Annotated in this window: 11 protein-coding genes; 1 reads left to right on the top strand and 10 read right to left on the bottom strand. The window is 39.2% G+C overall.

Translation table 11 applies throughout. The annotated features are described in order from the left end of the window. Positions 1–4: 4 nt before the first annotated feature. From rseP to pyrH, 5 genes are read right to left on the bottom strand one after another with little or no spacing between them, the layout of a single operon-like run. A complete protein-coding gene (gene rseP, locus FC62_RS00530; protein ID WP_056946259.1) occupies positions 5–1261 on the bottom strand; it encodes an RIP metalloprotease RseP in 1257 nt (418 codons plus the stop codon). 37 nt (positions 1262–1298) lie between these two features. Continuing rightward, positions 1299–2090: a phosphatidate cytidylyltransferase gene (locus tag FC62_RS00525; RefSeq protein ID WP_054744959.1), complete on the bottom strand. Its 792-nt coding sequence runs from the start codon at positions 2088–2090 to the stop codon at positions 1299–1301. Positions 2091–2143: 53 nt separating this feature from the next. After that, on the bottom strand, positions 2144–2875 hold the full coding sequence (locus FC62_RS00520; RefSeq protein ID WP_054744957.1) for an isoprenyl transferase: 732 nt from the start codon (positions 2873–2875) through the stop codon (positions 2144–2146). Between the two features lie 12 nt (positions 2876–2887). Next, positions 2888–3445, bottom strand: a complete 558-nt coding sequence (frr, locus tag FC62_RS00515) for a ribosome recycling factor (RefSeq protein ID WP_054744955.1) — start codon at positions 3443–3445, stop codon at positions 2888–2890. Further along, positions 3446–4171, bottom strand: coding sequence for a UMP kinase (gene pyrH, locus FC62_RS00510; RefSeq protein WP_054744953.1), 726 nt, complete (start codon positions 4169–4171; stop codon positions 3446–3448). It lies immediately after the preceding gene. A gap of 393 nt (positions 4172–4564) precedes the next feature. On the opposite strand from pyrH, the gene FC62_RS00505 reads away from it, so the two are divergent. Continuing rightward, the gene (locus FC62_RS00505) at positions 4565–5821 is read left to right on the top strand and encodes an ISL3 family transposase (protein ID WP_174795622.1); all 1257 of its coding nucleotides are present in this window, start codon (positions 4565–4567) and stop codon (positions 5819–5821) included. 87 nt (positions 5822–5908) lie between these two features. On the opposite strand, the gene FC62_RS00500 is transcribed toward FC62_RS00505, so the two are convergent. From FC62_RS00500 to FC62_RS00480, 5 genes are all read right to left on the bottom strand, one after another. Continuing rightward, positions 5909–8743: a starch-binding protein gene (locus FC62_RS00500; protein ID WP_056946263.1), complete on the bottom strand. Its 2835-nt coding sequence runs from the start codon at positions 8741–8743 to the stop codon at positions 5909–5911. Positions 8744–9480: 737 nt separating this feature from the next. Next, positions 9481–10359 carry a GNAT family N-acetyltransferase gene (locus tag FC62_RS00495; RefSeq protein ID WP_054744951.1) on the bottom strand — a complete coding sequence of 293 codons (879 nt, stop codon included), beginning with the start codon at positions 10357–10359 and terminating at the stop codon, positions 9481–9483. 78 nt (positions 10360–10437) lie between these two features. Next, positions 10438–11733 carry a DNA (cytosine-5-)-methyltransferase gene (gene dcm / locus FC62_RS00490; RefSeq protein ID WP_056946265.1) on the bottom strand — a complete coding sequence of 432 codons (1296 nt, stop codon included), beginning with the start codon at positions 11731–11733 and terminating at the stop codon, positions 10438–10440. Positions 11734–11735: 2 nt separating this feature from the next. Next, the gene (locus FC62_RS00485) at positions 11736–14390 is read right to left on the bottom strand and encodes an SNF2-related protein (RefSeq protein WP_056946267.1); all 2655 of its coding nucleotides are present in this window, start codon (positions 14388–14390) and stop codon (positions 11736–11738) included. Next, a complete protein-coding gene (locus FC62_RS00480) occupies positions 14387–15646 on the bottom strand; it encodes a ParB/RepB/Spo0J family partition protein (protein WP_056946270.1) in 1260 nt (419 codons plus the stop codon). Before FC62_RS00480 ends, FC62_RS00485 begins: the two co-directional genes overlap by 4 nt. Between the last annotated feature and the right edge of the window lie 169 nt (positions 15647–15815).

The following is a 15815-nucleotide window of genomic DNA, read 5'->3' as shown; positions in this document are numbered from 1 at the left end:
CGCACTATTTGATAAAGTAGCGGTAGATATCATTACCAGTGACAGCAATGATCAAGAGCAGGAGTAGGCCAAAGCCAATCAGGTTCACAATTCCCTCTTTTTCCACCGGAATCGGCTTACGCCGGAACAATTCAACGATGTTCAGCAGCAACTTACCACCGTCTAATCCGGGAATCGGTAATAAATTGACGATACCCAGGTTAATGGAAATTGAAGCTAGAAACGCCAATACATACGTAAATCCAAGCTTAGACATCTGTGCCGTCTGAGAGTAGATACCCACCGGTCCAGAGAGCTTATTCAGACTGAAGCTAGCGACCAGGTTGCCGAGTGCACGGAAAATCATCGTGGTCGTGTCCACGGCCATGCTAAATCCCCGGTTGACTTTGGCACCAATGGCGTTGTTGCTTGCTGGGTAAATGCCTACCTGTGCGACCTTTTGGCCGGCGGTCTCCACAATCTTTGGCTTCACCGCAAAACTCTTTGTTTCGGTTCCACGCTTGACTGTAATTCGAACGTCTTTCCTACCCGCTCGGTCGATTTCGGCGGGAATCTGATCCCAACTTGTAATTTTTGAACCATTAATTGTTGTAATCTGGTCACCCGCCTTCATGCCTACCTGCGCGGCAGGTGAATTTGGGACCGTTGATTTAATACTTGTCGTTAGCGGCCCTGTCGTCGACAGAGACCAAATCATGAACACGACAAATCCCAATAAGATATTCATCAACGGACCGGCAATGTTCGTTGCTATTTTTTGCCAGATATTTGCTTCTTGAAACTGGGTATCACGTGGTGCAATGATTAGTTCCGAGCCAGTCTGGTCAATAATTGTGGCGTCATGATCCACGTTGTAGGTCTGGAGGTTGTCCTCTGCGCCATTCTCGTACCCCTCAATCGTGAGCGTATCAACCAAATCAGCATTCTTGACCTGGACCGGAATGCCCTCGATTGGTAAATCCGACTCTGAGGCGTCGATTCGATTGACCAAATCGTGTTCATTTTTGGCAAGCACGACGGTTTTGCCGGGATCAATCTCTGCAGCATCGTCAGGACCCGCCAGCCGGACGTAACCACCGAGAGGCAGCCAACGAATGGTGTAAGTCGTCTGATGATACATTTTCTGAAACAGCTTTGGCCCCATGCCAATCGAGAACTCGCGCACGAGTACCCCGGATTTCTTGGACACGATAAAATGACCGAATTCGTGAACGAAGACGAGGATTCCAAAGACAACGATAAAAATGAGAATACCACTCATAGACATACCTACTTTTCTGGTTATTGTGTTCTACATTCTACAGCAACAGCAAAAATGCTGCTACTGGTAAAACGAACAAGAGACTGTCGAAACGGTCAAGAATCCCACCGTGACCTGGCAATATTTTACCAGAATCCTTCACGCCATAATGTCTCTTATACGCCGATTCCACCAAGTCACCAAGTTGACCAACAATAGAAAGAATCACGGCAAAAATGATTAGCAAGAGCGAGTTGTAGCCCGTGTTGACAAATGAAACATAGATAGCCGCTAAAATCACGGCAGCAACAGAGCCGCCGAGGCTACCCTCCCAAGTCTTATTGGGACTAATTACAGGCCAAAGCTTGTGCTTGCCAAATTTTCGTCCAATCATATAAGCACCAATATCCGTTGTCCAGACGATTACTAGGAGGTAGCCGAGTAATGCCAGGCCGTTATCGGCGTTTCTGATTGCTGCCAAGAAGTGGAAACCAGTACCAATATACAAAGCAGACAACGTTAGAATACCAGCATCGTCATAGTTGAACTTATTCTTTGAGACAACAATGTGAACGAGCATCAACATCACGAAGATGAAGAAGACATCAGTTCGGCTCAATGCATCTGGTAAGAAGTTGAAGAACGCGTTTGGTACGGCAAGTGTCAGTGCAGCAAGTGTAGACAGGATAAATTCAAAGGAAACGATAATTCGTTTTCTCATGATGAAGATCTCTGAAATACCAACCACAGCAAGTGCGGCCGCCACAATATCGATGGCAATTCCGCCGAACCAGAGTACTGGAATAAAGAATATCAAGGCCACTACAGCCGTAATTACACGTTGTCTCATCTATCTAACCCACTTTTAGTTATTTTGTTTGAATAATAATTAGTCGAATTGTACTACTTATCTTTGACGCCACCAAAACGGCGATCGCGACCCATGAAGTCATCCACCATGTCATTCAGATCATCCGTGGTGAAGTCAGGCCAAAACTTGTCGGTAAAAATCATCTCAGTGTATGCAAGTTGCCAGAGCAGGAAATTCGAGATGCGCTGCTCACCACTGGTCCTAATTAGGAGGTCAGGATCGGCGAAGTCACCGAGATTTGCGGTCATCATCTGCTCTGCTACCTTCTGCTCGTCGATGTCGGTTGCTTTTAGAGTGCCGGCCTCAACCTGTTCAGCTAGTTGCTTCGTTGCAGCGACAATTTCACGCCGTGAACCGTAGTTGAGTGCGAAGTTCAGAATCAAACCCGTATTGTTCTTCGTGGTCTCCATGGCACGTTCAGTCACCTGGCGTGTCTTCTCAGGTAATTCACCCAAAAAGCCCATGACATTCACACGGACGTTTTCGGCCATGAGATCAGGCATGAACTTATCGAAGAAATCTATTGGTAAACGCATCAAATAGTTGACCTCTTCGGTCGGACGCGACCAATTCTCGGTCGAGAATGCGTATAGTGTCAGAACTTTGATGCCTAAGCGATTAGCAGCCTTTGTGATGGTTTTGACGTTCTCCATCCCCTGCTTATGGCCAGCAACACGTGGTAAGAAGCGTTTCTTCGCCCAACGTCCGTTGCCATCCATGATAATCGCTAAATGATTTAAATGCTTGTCATCCGAGTTTGTCATTACGTACCTGGATTATCCTTCTGTAATTTCCTTACTCTTCTCGGCAGCCAACTTGTCGATTTCCTTGGTTGCGTTGTTCGTAATGTTTTGTAGTTCGTTCTCTGAGTCATGCATTTCATCCTCAGAGATGTCACCGTTCTTTTGAGACTTCTTCAAGTCATCCATGAAGTCACGTCGCACGTTTCTGACAGCTACCTTAGCTTGTTCAGCCAATTTGCCAACTTCCTTTGCGATTTCTTGGCGACGTTCACTGGTCAATTGGGGAATAACAATTCGAATCACATCACCATCGTTTGCCGGTGTAATTCCTAGATCACTCGCAAGGATCCCTTTTTCAATGTCGCCTAAAGCGGTTTTGTCGTAGGGGTTCACTAACAGCACGCGAGGTTCTGGAATAGTGATTGAAGCAATCTGATTTAATGGGGTTGGTGCGCCGTAATATTCTACGTTCACCCGATCAAGCAAACTTGCGTTAGCACGGCCGGCACGAATGCCGCCCAAATCGCGTTCGAAGACAGCAATACTCTTCTTCATGTTGCTTCTTGCTGTGTCTAAACTGGTATTAGCCATTTATTTGTCTCCTCTGATTGTGGTTCCGATGTTCTCGCCCAGGACAACCTTCTTGATGTTGCCTGGCTCGTTCATATTAAACACGATTAGTGGAATCTCTGTGTCCATAGAAAGTGAACTTGCAGTTCTGTCCATGACGCGGAGGTCCTTATTAATAATATCAAGTTGAGTCAATTCTTCAAACTTAACTGCATCTGGATCAACCTTAGGGTCGGCTGAGTAGACACCGTCAACGTTGTTTTTAGCCATCAAAATCACGTCGGCTTCGATTTCAGCGGCACGGAGTGCAGCAGTTGTGTCAGTTGAGAAGTAAGGGTTACCTGTACCACCACTGAAGATCACGACGCGGCCCTTTTCAAGGTGACGAACGGCACGACGACGGATGTAAGGTTCAGCGACCTGGCGCATCTCGATTGAAGTTTGCACGCGAGTTGGGACACCAGCGTGTTCCAAACCGTCTTGGAGTGCAAGTCCGTTCATAACAGTGGCCAACATACCCATGTAGTCAGCTTGGGCACGGTCCATACCCATCTTAGCACCTGTCTCACCGCGCCAGATGTTACCACCACCACAGACGATGGCAATTTGGACGCCCATTGAGTGGACAGTCTTGATTTCTTCAGCAAGGTCCTTGATGACTTCGGGATTAATACCGAAACCGTCCTTGCCGGCTAATGCTTCACCACTAACCTTCAGAATTACTCGTTTGTATTTAATATCGCTCATGAAATACCTCCTAATATGCTTTAAATATTCTAACATAAATAGCGCTAATAGTTTTGAAAATTTCGCGCTGAAAATCGATTATTAAAGAGTCTTAATATCTGGATAATACATTGTAATTGTAGCACGACTTCACTTTACCACAGCCGACTGTATTATAGGAGAAAACGATATAATGAAAAGAGTTGACAGCGAGCTCTAGCATAGTGTTATACTTTGAGTACGAAAAAAGACAGAAGGAGGATGAGACCTTCTGCCTTAGGCAATTTCGGGCTCTATAATTTCTGTAGTGGGTAAATCCACCATGGAAATTATGGAGCCTTTTTGAGTATATACAAAAAGTCCCATATGACCTATAATGAAAAGTGCTCAAACTATCATTTTAGAAAGACTCATATGGAACAACTAAATCTTATCACAAATTTTCTCAGAATTAAAGACAAAAATATCACTATCACTGATGAATATGATATGGGGACTCACTTAGAACTCCACGGTCACTTGGACTACACAGCCCCTAAATGCCCAAAATGCAAGGGACAAATGGCTAAGTACGACTACCAGAAAACTTCTAAAATCCCCTACCTAGAAACTGCTGGCTACCCTTTACTTATCCGTCTTCGAAAGCGTCGGTTCAAGTGTAAAGATTGCGGAAAAATGGCGGTCGCTGAAACTCCTCTTGTCAAGAAGAACCACCAAATCTCTGTCGCTGTTAACCAGAAAATCGCACAATTACTCATCGAAAATCAAGCAATGAAACATATTGCACACAGGCTATCAATTTCAACATCGTCAGTTATGAGAAAGCTCAATGAGTTCAAGTTTGAAACGGATTGGAATACCCTACCTGAGGTGATGAGTTGGGACGAGTATGCCTTCAAGAAGGGGAAAATGAGCTTCATCGCTCAAGATTTCGACTCCCTAAATGTCATCGCCATTCTCGACGGAAGAACTCAAGCAACCATCCGAAACCACTTTCTACGCTATCCTAGAAAGGTTAGAAATCGGGTCAAAGTGATTACCATGGATATGTTTAGTCCCTATTATCAACTTGCTAAACAGCTTTTTCCAAATGCAAAAATTGTACTCGATCGCTTTCATATCGTGCAACACCTTAGTCGTGCTATGAACCGTGTCCGTATTCAAATTATGAATCAATTCGACAGAAAATCCCAGGAATACCGATCCTTGAAACGTTACTGGAAATTGATACAACAAGATAGCCGTAAACTCAGCGATAAACGATTTTATCGACCTATGTTTCGAATGCATTTGACTAACAAGGAAATCCTAGAAAAACTCCTATCCTACTCTGATGAACTCAGACAGCACTATGAACTCTATCAATTTCTCTTGTTCCATTTCCAAGAGAAAAACTCAGATCATTTCTTCAGTCTCATCGAACAGGAAATAGCCACTGTTAATCCTATTTTCCAGACGGTATTTAAGACATTTCTAAAGGATAAGGACAAGGTTTTAAACGCCATGGAATTGCCTTATTCAAACGCCAAACTGGAAGCTACCAATAATCTCATCAAAGTCATTAAGAGAAATGCCTTTGGTTTCAGGAACTTTGAAAACTTTAAAAAACGGATTTTGATTGCATTGAACATAAAGAAAGAGAGGACGAAGTTCGTCCTCTCTAGATGTTAGCTTTTCATCTACCCACTACAGTTGACAAAGAGCCAAAATAAGATCCCCTATCGACAGGGGACCTTATTTTTTAGGAAGGAAACACACTTATTTTAGACCATCTTTGGTATAATGGCCATCTACTTTAAAATCAAAACCAACTGAAACCGGGAATTGAATAGTAGAATTTGGTTTATTAAATAATAATTTTACATTAGAATTTGCATATTCTTCTTGTAAATCGATATAGAAGTGACCTTTGCTATCTTTCAACATAGCTTGACCAGGCCAAGCTCCCAAAGGCAGTTGAATTAAATTACCATAATAGGCATAGACATTTGCAGCACTCCATCCACCAGGATTTTCAAAGGTAATACGGGTAAAGCCTTCGGCAACTGGTTCTGGTAAAACTGCTCTATGGCTACCGTCTATTTCATAGACTTGTCCAAGTTCCAAATCATAGCCAGGTTTATTTTGAGCTGGAAATTGAACTTTTGTATCAGGATTATTGAAAATTACTTTACCACCTGCAAATTCTTCACCAAGCTCAATATAATATCCGTACTCATCTTGACTCATTTCTTTACCTGGCCAATTGCCAACGAGTGGTACACCTTTATTATCATAAACATAGGTGTAGACCTTAGACCAACCTTGTGAATTGTTGAAGTAAACACGGTTGGCAATTTGTTGCTCGATGTCTGGGACTTTTGTACCGACTTCAACTACTTGTGTTACTGGCTCTTTGCTAACTGTTTCACTGATTTTTGTCTTAGAAACAAGTTGATCACCAATGTACTCTGAACGGTAAGTTATTGTCTTCACTCCGTCTTGACCTTCAACGCGAGTTACTTTCTGTCCTTTTTTAAGTTCAGGATTGTCTACATACTCTGTTTCAAATGGAATTGGAAGCTCTTCATTTTCTTCTTTGAACTCGCTTTCAGGTTTTTCGGCAACTAAACCATCTTTAGAATATGTTCCGCCTGATTTAAATTCAAAACCAAGGGATTGTGGATACTGTGCTCCTTTGTTGTTAGAAAAGAGTACTTTTACGCCATCAGTCTCGTATGATATTGGAAGAGTGATGGCTAAAAGACCTGTACCATCTTTTTCCATCTTAGTTCCTGGCCATGCGCCCAACAATTTATCACCTTTGGCATTATACATATATACAAAGACATCTGTCCATTTATCTGGATTTTCAAAGCGAATGGTTGTATTGGCATTCGGATCTTCTTTTGTAAAGCGATAAACGGATTGAACTGTCTCACCTTTAGCGTTTTTAGCAGATAATGTAACCGTTACTGTTTCACCAAATTGCACTTGACTTCCGATTGTAATGACTTTTCCATTTTCAAATTTAATTGGAGCGCCATTATTGACAGAATAGGTAGCCTCACTAGTATTAGAAGTTTGTAATGTAAGATTTAATGTATCTGTCAAGAAAGTATGGCTGCCTTCTTGATATCCTTGAACTGACAAGGATGCTAGATTATCATCACCTTTTGTTAATACTAATACTGATCGTCTCGCAATGGAACCACTTAATCGTCCGTTCGAAACAGTGTAGGTTTTACCAGAAATTTGGTCTTTATAGGTTCCATTCGCCAATTTTGTCTCAGTATTTAAGCTTTTCTCACTGTCGGAAAGGTTTGCAATTACTGCGCCTTGAGTGCCTCGTTCAATCATGGCAACGTTTGTATCACCATTCGGGTTCCGAATATATTCTGATTGACCAACCATGGCATTATGGAATTTGTTTACTGCTACAATCGTAGGGTCTTTATAAAGATTGCTACCCGCATCACCGAGTTTAGTTTGTTCAGGGAAACGTACACCATTACCGCCACCAACTGGACGTGAGAAGAATAGAGGTGTACCTTTGGCGCGTGCAGTAATCATTGCCCAGCCAAGTTTCAAATCTTCATCGCTCATCCAAGCTGATTCAGATTCACTATCCGTCTTTCCGTTTGCATATGTATCGTGAGATTCGACCCAAAGTACGAGTTTAGATGGATCTACTCCTGCTTGGTAGTTGCCAAGATTTCCAGCATTGGCATTTCGATTGCGGAGCATGTCTCGGATAGAGTGCCCATATTGGGATGCAGTAATGCTCATCAAGTTCGCATAATCTGCATCACGTGAAATATTGTCTTGTAACACTTCACCATATTGGAACTCAGAACCATTATTTAATATAACATTCCAGAAATTACTACCAAATTCGCTAGGATATTCTCCTGGTAATTCGATATGTTTTGCAGCATCATAACGAAATCCATCCGCTCCATCAGCAACTGCATTTTTTAAGAATTTCAACAAATACTGTTGTACTTCTGGATTTTGTGTATTCCATTCCCAGAGCTGAAGCAGAGAGTTTTGAGTTACATCCCAACGACTCCCCCAGTTTTCAATTAAAGTATTTCCATGAGTCCATTTTGGAATGGATTTAACTTCTGAAGAGATCGCATTATAATCAGAAGTAGTATGATTCAGTACTGCATCAACTATAATTTTTATACCATACTGCTCTGCGACACGATTCATCTCGATAAATTCAGCTTCAGTCCCAAGCTGATAGTTACCAATCGTATAGGCGGTTGGTTGATAATGATAATACCATTGCTCTGTAAATTTCTTATCTCCACCATTTCCAACAACTACAGCATTAATTGGGGATGTTTGAACACTTGTATAGCCTGCTTCTTTAATGGCCGCCATATTTTCTTTGATAGAATTAAACGACCAACACCAAGCATGCAAAACAGTCCCATCTTTCATTGAAACCTGCTGGTTGGAGCTGGCAACGATTGTTTCACCATTTACTGAAGTGATTGTGAATGCCTGTTCAATTCCAGCAAACATGGATAAAACCAGGGTAACACTAACTACTTTTTTTACCAGTTTGGATAGTATTCTCTTACTTTGACTTTGATCAGCCATATAAACCTCCTAAAAAATAATAAGAAAACGTTCGCATTTTCTTGAAAAAATATATCTACAGTTGATGACCTTGAACCTAGCAATCAACTGTAGAGGAATAAGTACTCTCCTTTCTTTCAAAATTAAATCATTCGCCAAATGCAAACGGTTGCAAAATTATAATATCATATTTGTTGGTTAATTTCAAACAGCTAAAAAATCATGAAAAACCGCTCTGTATCAGGTTTTACTGTCAATTTATGCTACTTTAGGGAAAATTTTGTTACCGTTAACAATTTCGTGAAAAGTTGTTTAAGTCTTAATCTTTTGGATTAAGGCTTTTTTGATTTGGTATTGGAGATAACGTAAAACAGAGTTGACAGCGAGCTCTAGCATAGTGTTATACTTTGAGTACGAAAAAAGACAGAAGGTGGATTGGACCTTCTGCCTTAGGCGATTTCGTGGAAAACTACTTAAGTCTTAATCTTTTGGATTAAGGCTTTTTTTGATTTGGTTAATCAACCAATCAATTGATTTTAAGCCATCAACTAGTATCTTCACTAATTTCAAAAAGTTGAATAAATCCAACTAATCCGTTTACACTTTCCATTCTTCTCATGGCAATACCCCCTTTAATTCTAGAAATCTTGTTGGAGGTGGCCACGAAACGCCATACAATAAACTACGCGAAATATAGGCGATTCTGTTTAAGAATTTAAAAAAGCTTCCAACTTTACATAAAGTTTGGAAGTTTGTTTTTAAATCTTAGCATTCAAATACACAATCTCAGTCTCAATCGAAAAACCTGCTTTTTGATAAACGTGCAATGCGCGCGGATTATCGGCATCAACACCAAGTGTCAGAATGCGTGGTTCACGCTTAGTCAGCTCATTGACAGCCAGTTTCACGAGTTCGGTACCGTAACCATTATTCTGGTAGTCAGGATCAATCTCGAGCGAGAACAGGTAATAGCCATCCGACATGTCGACGCTTGTCGAACCCAGCAGCACGCCATTCTTCTTCAGCACATAAATCAGCATTTCAGGCTTGGCCATCGTATTAATGTAATGCTGCGGACCAGGCTTCTCGGTCTCCTCTTCACCACCAAAAGCGCGGCGACTCAGCTTAACCATCGCAGGAATCAAATCTTTGGTCATCACTGAAAGTTCGAGCTCATCGTCCGTCGGCAAAGGCGTTGTGGGTGGATTCATGCTAAGCTGAAATTCAGTAGCAGGATTAATCTCAAGGTTCGTATTCTTTATGAATTCAGGATTTGCATCTAGAAAGCGACGTTCAGTGACAAACGAGTATTTGCTATAGCCAAACTGTTTCAGAGTAGCTTCAACTTGCTTACGTAGCTCAGTTGCTACTCCTTGTCGTCTATATTCTGGATGCACAATCAAGAACACTTCTGTCCCCGCATCATCTGGCCGAACATCAGCGTAGATTGCGGCAACTCCAACCAGCGCATCCCCTTCATATGCTAAAATATCATTCTGCATCTCAGGGAAATAGTTGTACATATTGCTGACAAAAGGCAAGCGTTTGGTACCGTCGTGTTGTTGGGCAGCAGTGACAAGTTCATTGATTTGGATTTGTTGGGAATGGGTTAGGTTGTTGGTGGTTATGGTGTTCATACATTGACTCTACTTTTCTTATTGGTATGTTAAATTTGAAATGTTTTTAGCGGGTAAAAATCATGTGGTTAACTATTATTAGTGATCGACTCTCTCAACTTTTCTTTTACTGTAGAATGACTTATTAAAGTCTTCTAGATTAGCTAATTTTTCAATTTCTAACCCTATTTCTTTTACCAGATTTACAACAAGCGCATTGCCCATTGCGAAATATCGATTAGGTGTTGTAACACCTTCAAGTTTGGTCCAGTTTTTTGGAAATGTATTTATCTTTTCAGCTTCTACAGGTGAAATCAAACGTAGTTTACCATTTCCTGGATCCATTATAACATGACTCATTCTCGATACAGTATGCTCAGATGTGACCATAGTTCTAGCTGGCTTATCAAGTGAATCAGGATATGGGATAGCCCCCATTCCGTATCTATATTCAAATCCAGTTTTTGAAATCTTGGTTGTTCTAAATCCAGCTTTTAGTTCTGTAAATTTAGCCTTTTTTTCAGGAGTTAGATATAGACTAATATCTTCATTGTTCGGCTCGATTATTTTTTTAAGAGGCAATGCCTTCTTCAATTTCGGCTCGTAATCAGCCATTACAACCTCACCATCAGTCATAAAGCCTGTTTTTTTGAAACCCCTTTTGACCAGAAACTTCTGAGAAAATTCAGGTAAAGACTTGTACTGATTCAAATCAACGAATTCGATATTCTGAACACTTTTATTCCTTAATGTACTCGTTAATGGTGCCATCGTCATTAAGAATTCCTCGACTTCAAGAATACTATCTTTGTTTACCCTATGAACAGTCTTCATAAATTCTGTATCTTCTCTAAATGCAAATATGAAGGTTCTTCTTCTTCTCTGGGGATGACCATAATCTGCAGCGTTAATCATTTTCCAAGTTGCCCCATAACCCAATCCGGCAAGTGTTTTTAGAATCATGCCGAAATCTCGACCAGGTTGAGAGCTTTTTACACCTGGAGAAGCTAATAATCTATCAACATTCTCCAAAAAAATAAATTGAGGCCATTTTTCTTCTATTACTTCTTTTATATCCCACCAAAGCACACCTTTTTTTCCATAAAGGCCTTCGGCTTTTGTGGATGCAACCGAATAGTCCTGGCAAGGAAAACCTCCGACAAGTAAATTCATGTCTGGAATTTTAGCTTTCTCAACCTCGGAAATATTTTCGTTTGTCACAAATGTTTTTGGAAATTTGTGTTTATAAATTTCATATGCAAATTGATTTAATCGCCCAGGTTCATATTGATCAGCCCAAACAACTTCAAACGCATCGCTTGCCCTGCGAAGTCCCAAATGAAAGCCACCAACACCAGCGAACATTTCTGCGACTTTTATTTTGGTTTCAGACATATCTATTTACTTATTCTCTTTCTCTCTTCGTCAATAATTTTAATAGCTTCGTCTATTTCATTATCAGGATATTCTTTAGATAAAGTATTATCATCAATTGCCGAATACATTATATTTTCTTTTTCTTTCAATCTTGCATAAATTTTCTCGTCGATATAGCCCGGACGGTCGCTAAAAGCATCTTCACCGGCGGTTTGTAAGTAGTAATATCGTGTATATTGATTATCTTTTAAGCCTAATCTGTGAATACGATCTCTAGACTGGAGCATAAAAGTAAGATTGAAATCATATTCGAAATATACAGCATCGTGAACAGACTGATGTAGCGAAATTGATTCGGCCAAGGTTTGTGGATTTGATACCAGAACCTGAATATTACCATCACGAAACTCATTTATCAATTCAACTCTTTGGTTTTTATCCGTTTCACCGTGAACAAGGTTCACACTAATTCCTTTATCTCTGAGTGAACTGGCAATTTTTTTAATGGTATCAACAAAAATTCCCCAAACCAAAACTTTTTTTCCTTCAGAAACAAGTTTAACAACTAAATCAATACCAGCAGCAAATTTAGGTGACATCATGCTAGCTAAATCAAATTTACTATAAGCATTGACAGTATTGTCTCCCAAAAGCTTTGAAAATTCTTTCTCAGATACACTACTCATCTGATCCATATCATTAGCATCATCACCGTTATCATATTTCATGAATTCACCATAATTAATCTTCTGAGTGACCAATGATGGATTGGTTGAAGCTTGAATTAAGCGAATCAAGATTGCCAGACTGGATTTCTCAGTCTGAAAAATAGATTCAGCGAGATCTCTCTGGCTTTCAGATGGTTTCACAATTTCAGTGATATCGGGGTCTGCTTCAGGAACCATCAAATCCTTTTTGTTAGTTCTCCAGAAAAATGGATGCAGCGATTCGTTTATCTCTTCAATCTTTCTTACATTTGGGTTGATTAGCTCATCTGTATCCCACCCAAAAAAAGATTTATATTCATTCGCATAAAGTATGTGTAGAAAGTTATAAATATCTTTATACGTGTTTGGAATAGGTGTTCCTGTTAATACGTATCTAAATTTTGGTAAATTAGCAATTTCAAGCGCCTTTTCTGCACGTACTCCTGTGGGATTTTTAATTCTGTGAACTTCGTCAAATACCAACATTGTTTTATCATTAATTAATTTTTTCAGCAAATCAGCGTAACGTGGTAATGATTCATAATTCAACAAAATCAAATTGCTGATTCCCCATCTGGTTTTTAGTTGATATTTAAAATCTGGGCTATTCTGAGAATCAATCTCTCTTAGCTCTTTCTTATTCCCAAATACTTCATGAAACTCATGTTTCCAACTTTCAAAGGCATTAATTGGCGATACAACTAAAATTCTTTCTAATTTTTCACTTTCAGGTGCACCTATTCTATTGAGGTACGCAAAAACTCCAAGTACCATTGCAGTTTTCCCTGAACCAGGAACGGAAAAATTTGCTGCTCTAGCCATCTCATACTCATAGTACGCAGCACGTAAATGTAGTGGGTTTAATGGCCTAGTAACTTCTGACTGAACTACTCGTTTGAATTGCTCAAAAGTACTCTGTTTAGTTTGCGGAAATTTTTCGAATTTGCCTTTATATACTTCGCCAAGTATCTTATATTGCTCAATTGAATATTTATTTCTGGATATAAACTGTTCGACAGCAGAAGATACAATTACGTTTATATCAAGTCTCTGCGCTCTCTGTTGTGTCACTCGAATAATACGTTCGATATCTTTATAGGTCGTGTTACTTTTAATGGTTTTGTTGTCATCAGCAAAAAAGGGAGTTAAATCACTTCCCTTTCTCAGTTTTCTATCTGTACTTGTTATCTGGTTCACTGTATTGTCAATACGTACAATTGTATTACCATACAATTGAAACGAAATTGTATTTTCAGGTATTTCTATCTTTCTGGTGTCCGAAGTAATTTCAAATTCTGGAATCGTTGCTTGGTCCTTATACTTTGCAATCTGTTCGTAGGTCAAATCAGATGCTTCAAGAACTTCAACTCTATCTTCTGTATTATTCCACAATCGTTCAAATCTCTCAGAAGTCTCTTGATTTCTAGACTGAATGTTTGAGGAACTATCCCAAGAAAAGTCTACATTGATACTTTCATAGTTACGACTAATACCACTCACGGTTTCGTTCATTGAGCCATTAAAATAGACACTTTCGGTACCAGAAGAAATGATACCAAATTTATCATGGAATATACCCTCAGTAGTAAGAGCCACTTTAACCTTAGCCAACCCCACAGCAATCATAAAAGCTAAGTTACCTAATTGTTTTTGTGTTTCTGGATTAAGTATCTCATTCTGTTCAGATATCTTTAAAGGCTCTAACTCAGTCAATAATGAGTAACCTTTTTTTATTTTTTCAAAATCTTCTTCTGTTATGTCCTTAGAGATAATAAATTGTGCTTGCCCATGGTTCTTTGCAAGTTGTTCCAGACCATCAATATATAAATCCATACCAGCACTCGTGAAGTATCCAGAAACACGTCGATAAAGTGTGGCTTCACTCAAAACTGGCTTATAAAAATCCTCTACTATATTTTCAGTGTATTGAGATTTTAGATTGCTTTTTAGTTTAGCGGAGAAAGTCATTTCATATTCAACTCTTTCTTTAACTTAAATAAAATATCTGTAATATCAGACATAACCTCCTTGGAATCCAGGTTCTCGTCGATGGTCATTTCTTTAAAATCATCAACAGAGATATCTTCTAAATTATCTCGAATATCCTCTAATTTAGTTAATGCTTTCTTTCTTTCCGAATCATTTTTGCCTTTATATATTAGCCTATTTGTAGATTGTTTTAGTTTCTCAACCTCCTCATGAATTTCATCGTCTTTATGTAGCACTGTTTGTAAGTCATTAGCCGTAGTAACTGGATGTTCTTCAAATTTATCGATAATTGAATCCATCTTATCATCAACAGCTTGAACATAGTGATCTAGCGATTCAGGATTTTTTAGGATATATTTCTTCAGATCACGCATATCCCTTGTTGCATCTTTACTATCTTGTTTAGTCTTTAAAACAGCTAAGTGTACCAATACAGCGTCGGTGATTGCTTCCTTTTCATCACTCTTTAGATTATTAATTGTACTCTCTATTTCTTCCAAAGGACCATCAAGTTTCAAATCTCTGGCCAAGTAAAATTTATCGATTGGATTACCACCTGGAGATATTAATCTTATAAACCTGATAACAAGGTTTGCAAGCCTTATGTCTCGATTTATTCCCTTTGTGTTACCAGCACCAGATGCCTTTCTATATTCTTCAACAGTCATCAGTTTTTCAACTTCAATAGTATTATATACATCGAAAATTCGATCGATTGGATCATAATTAACCCGTTCTTCTCTACCTAATTGAAGATCCAATTCTAATTCTTTGATTTTCTTTTCGTCAGTTTTAGTACTCAAATCTAGAGGCAGTATTATCGCATCAAATTCTTGTGGAAGATTTGTCTCCGTTTGATACATTCTAAGAGCTGTAAATCTTCTATTTCCATCAATAACTCTTCCATCTGGTAAGACAACTCCAGGCTCTTGCTGCCCTTTTTCTTTTATGGATTGTAATGTATCCTTTAATGCTTGAATGTTAGATTGATAAATAAATTTCTCAAATATTTTATTATACTGAGAATCTCCAGGTTCAGGAATCAATAATCCATTTTCTGCCTGAAATTGTTTGTATGTAGTATTAATACGTCCATTTTGATCATTATAATATAAATATTTTAGCGGTATCGAACACACTTCAAAATTATGATTGACAATTCCAGGTACTGATAGTTTTTTTATAACACCCGTCTTTTCGAGTTGATTTGCAGCTTTCATTTCCAATAAATCCATAGGTAAATCCCCCTTAGCATAATATTACCATAATTAAAATAACGTTAAACAGTTTAAAAAAATATATTCTCACTTCGGATTCAGCAGCTTAAATAAAGAAAACTAACCAAAGAACGAATTATTCAAAAAATAGACAAATTAATCTGCTCTTTCAAAGTCTGACTTTTGA

Source organism: Amylolactobacillus amylotrophicus DSM 20534, from assembly GCF_001434555.1.
GTDB classification, from domain to species: Bacteria; Bacillota; Bacilli; order Lactobacillales; family Lactobacillaceae; genus Amylolactobacillus; species Amylolactobacillus amylophilus.
The sequence above is the reverse complement of the archived record's forward strand: the minus strand, read 5'-3'. Positions and strand labels throughout refer to the sequence as shown.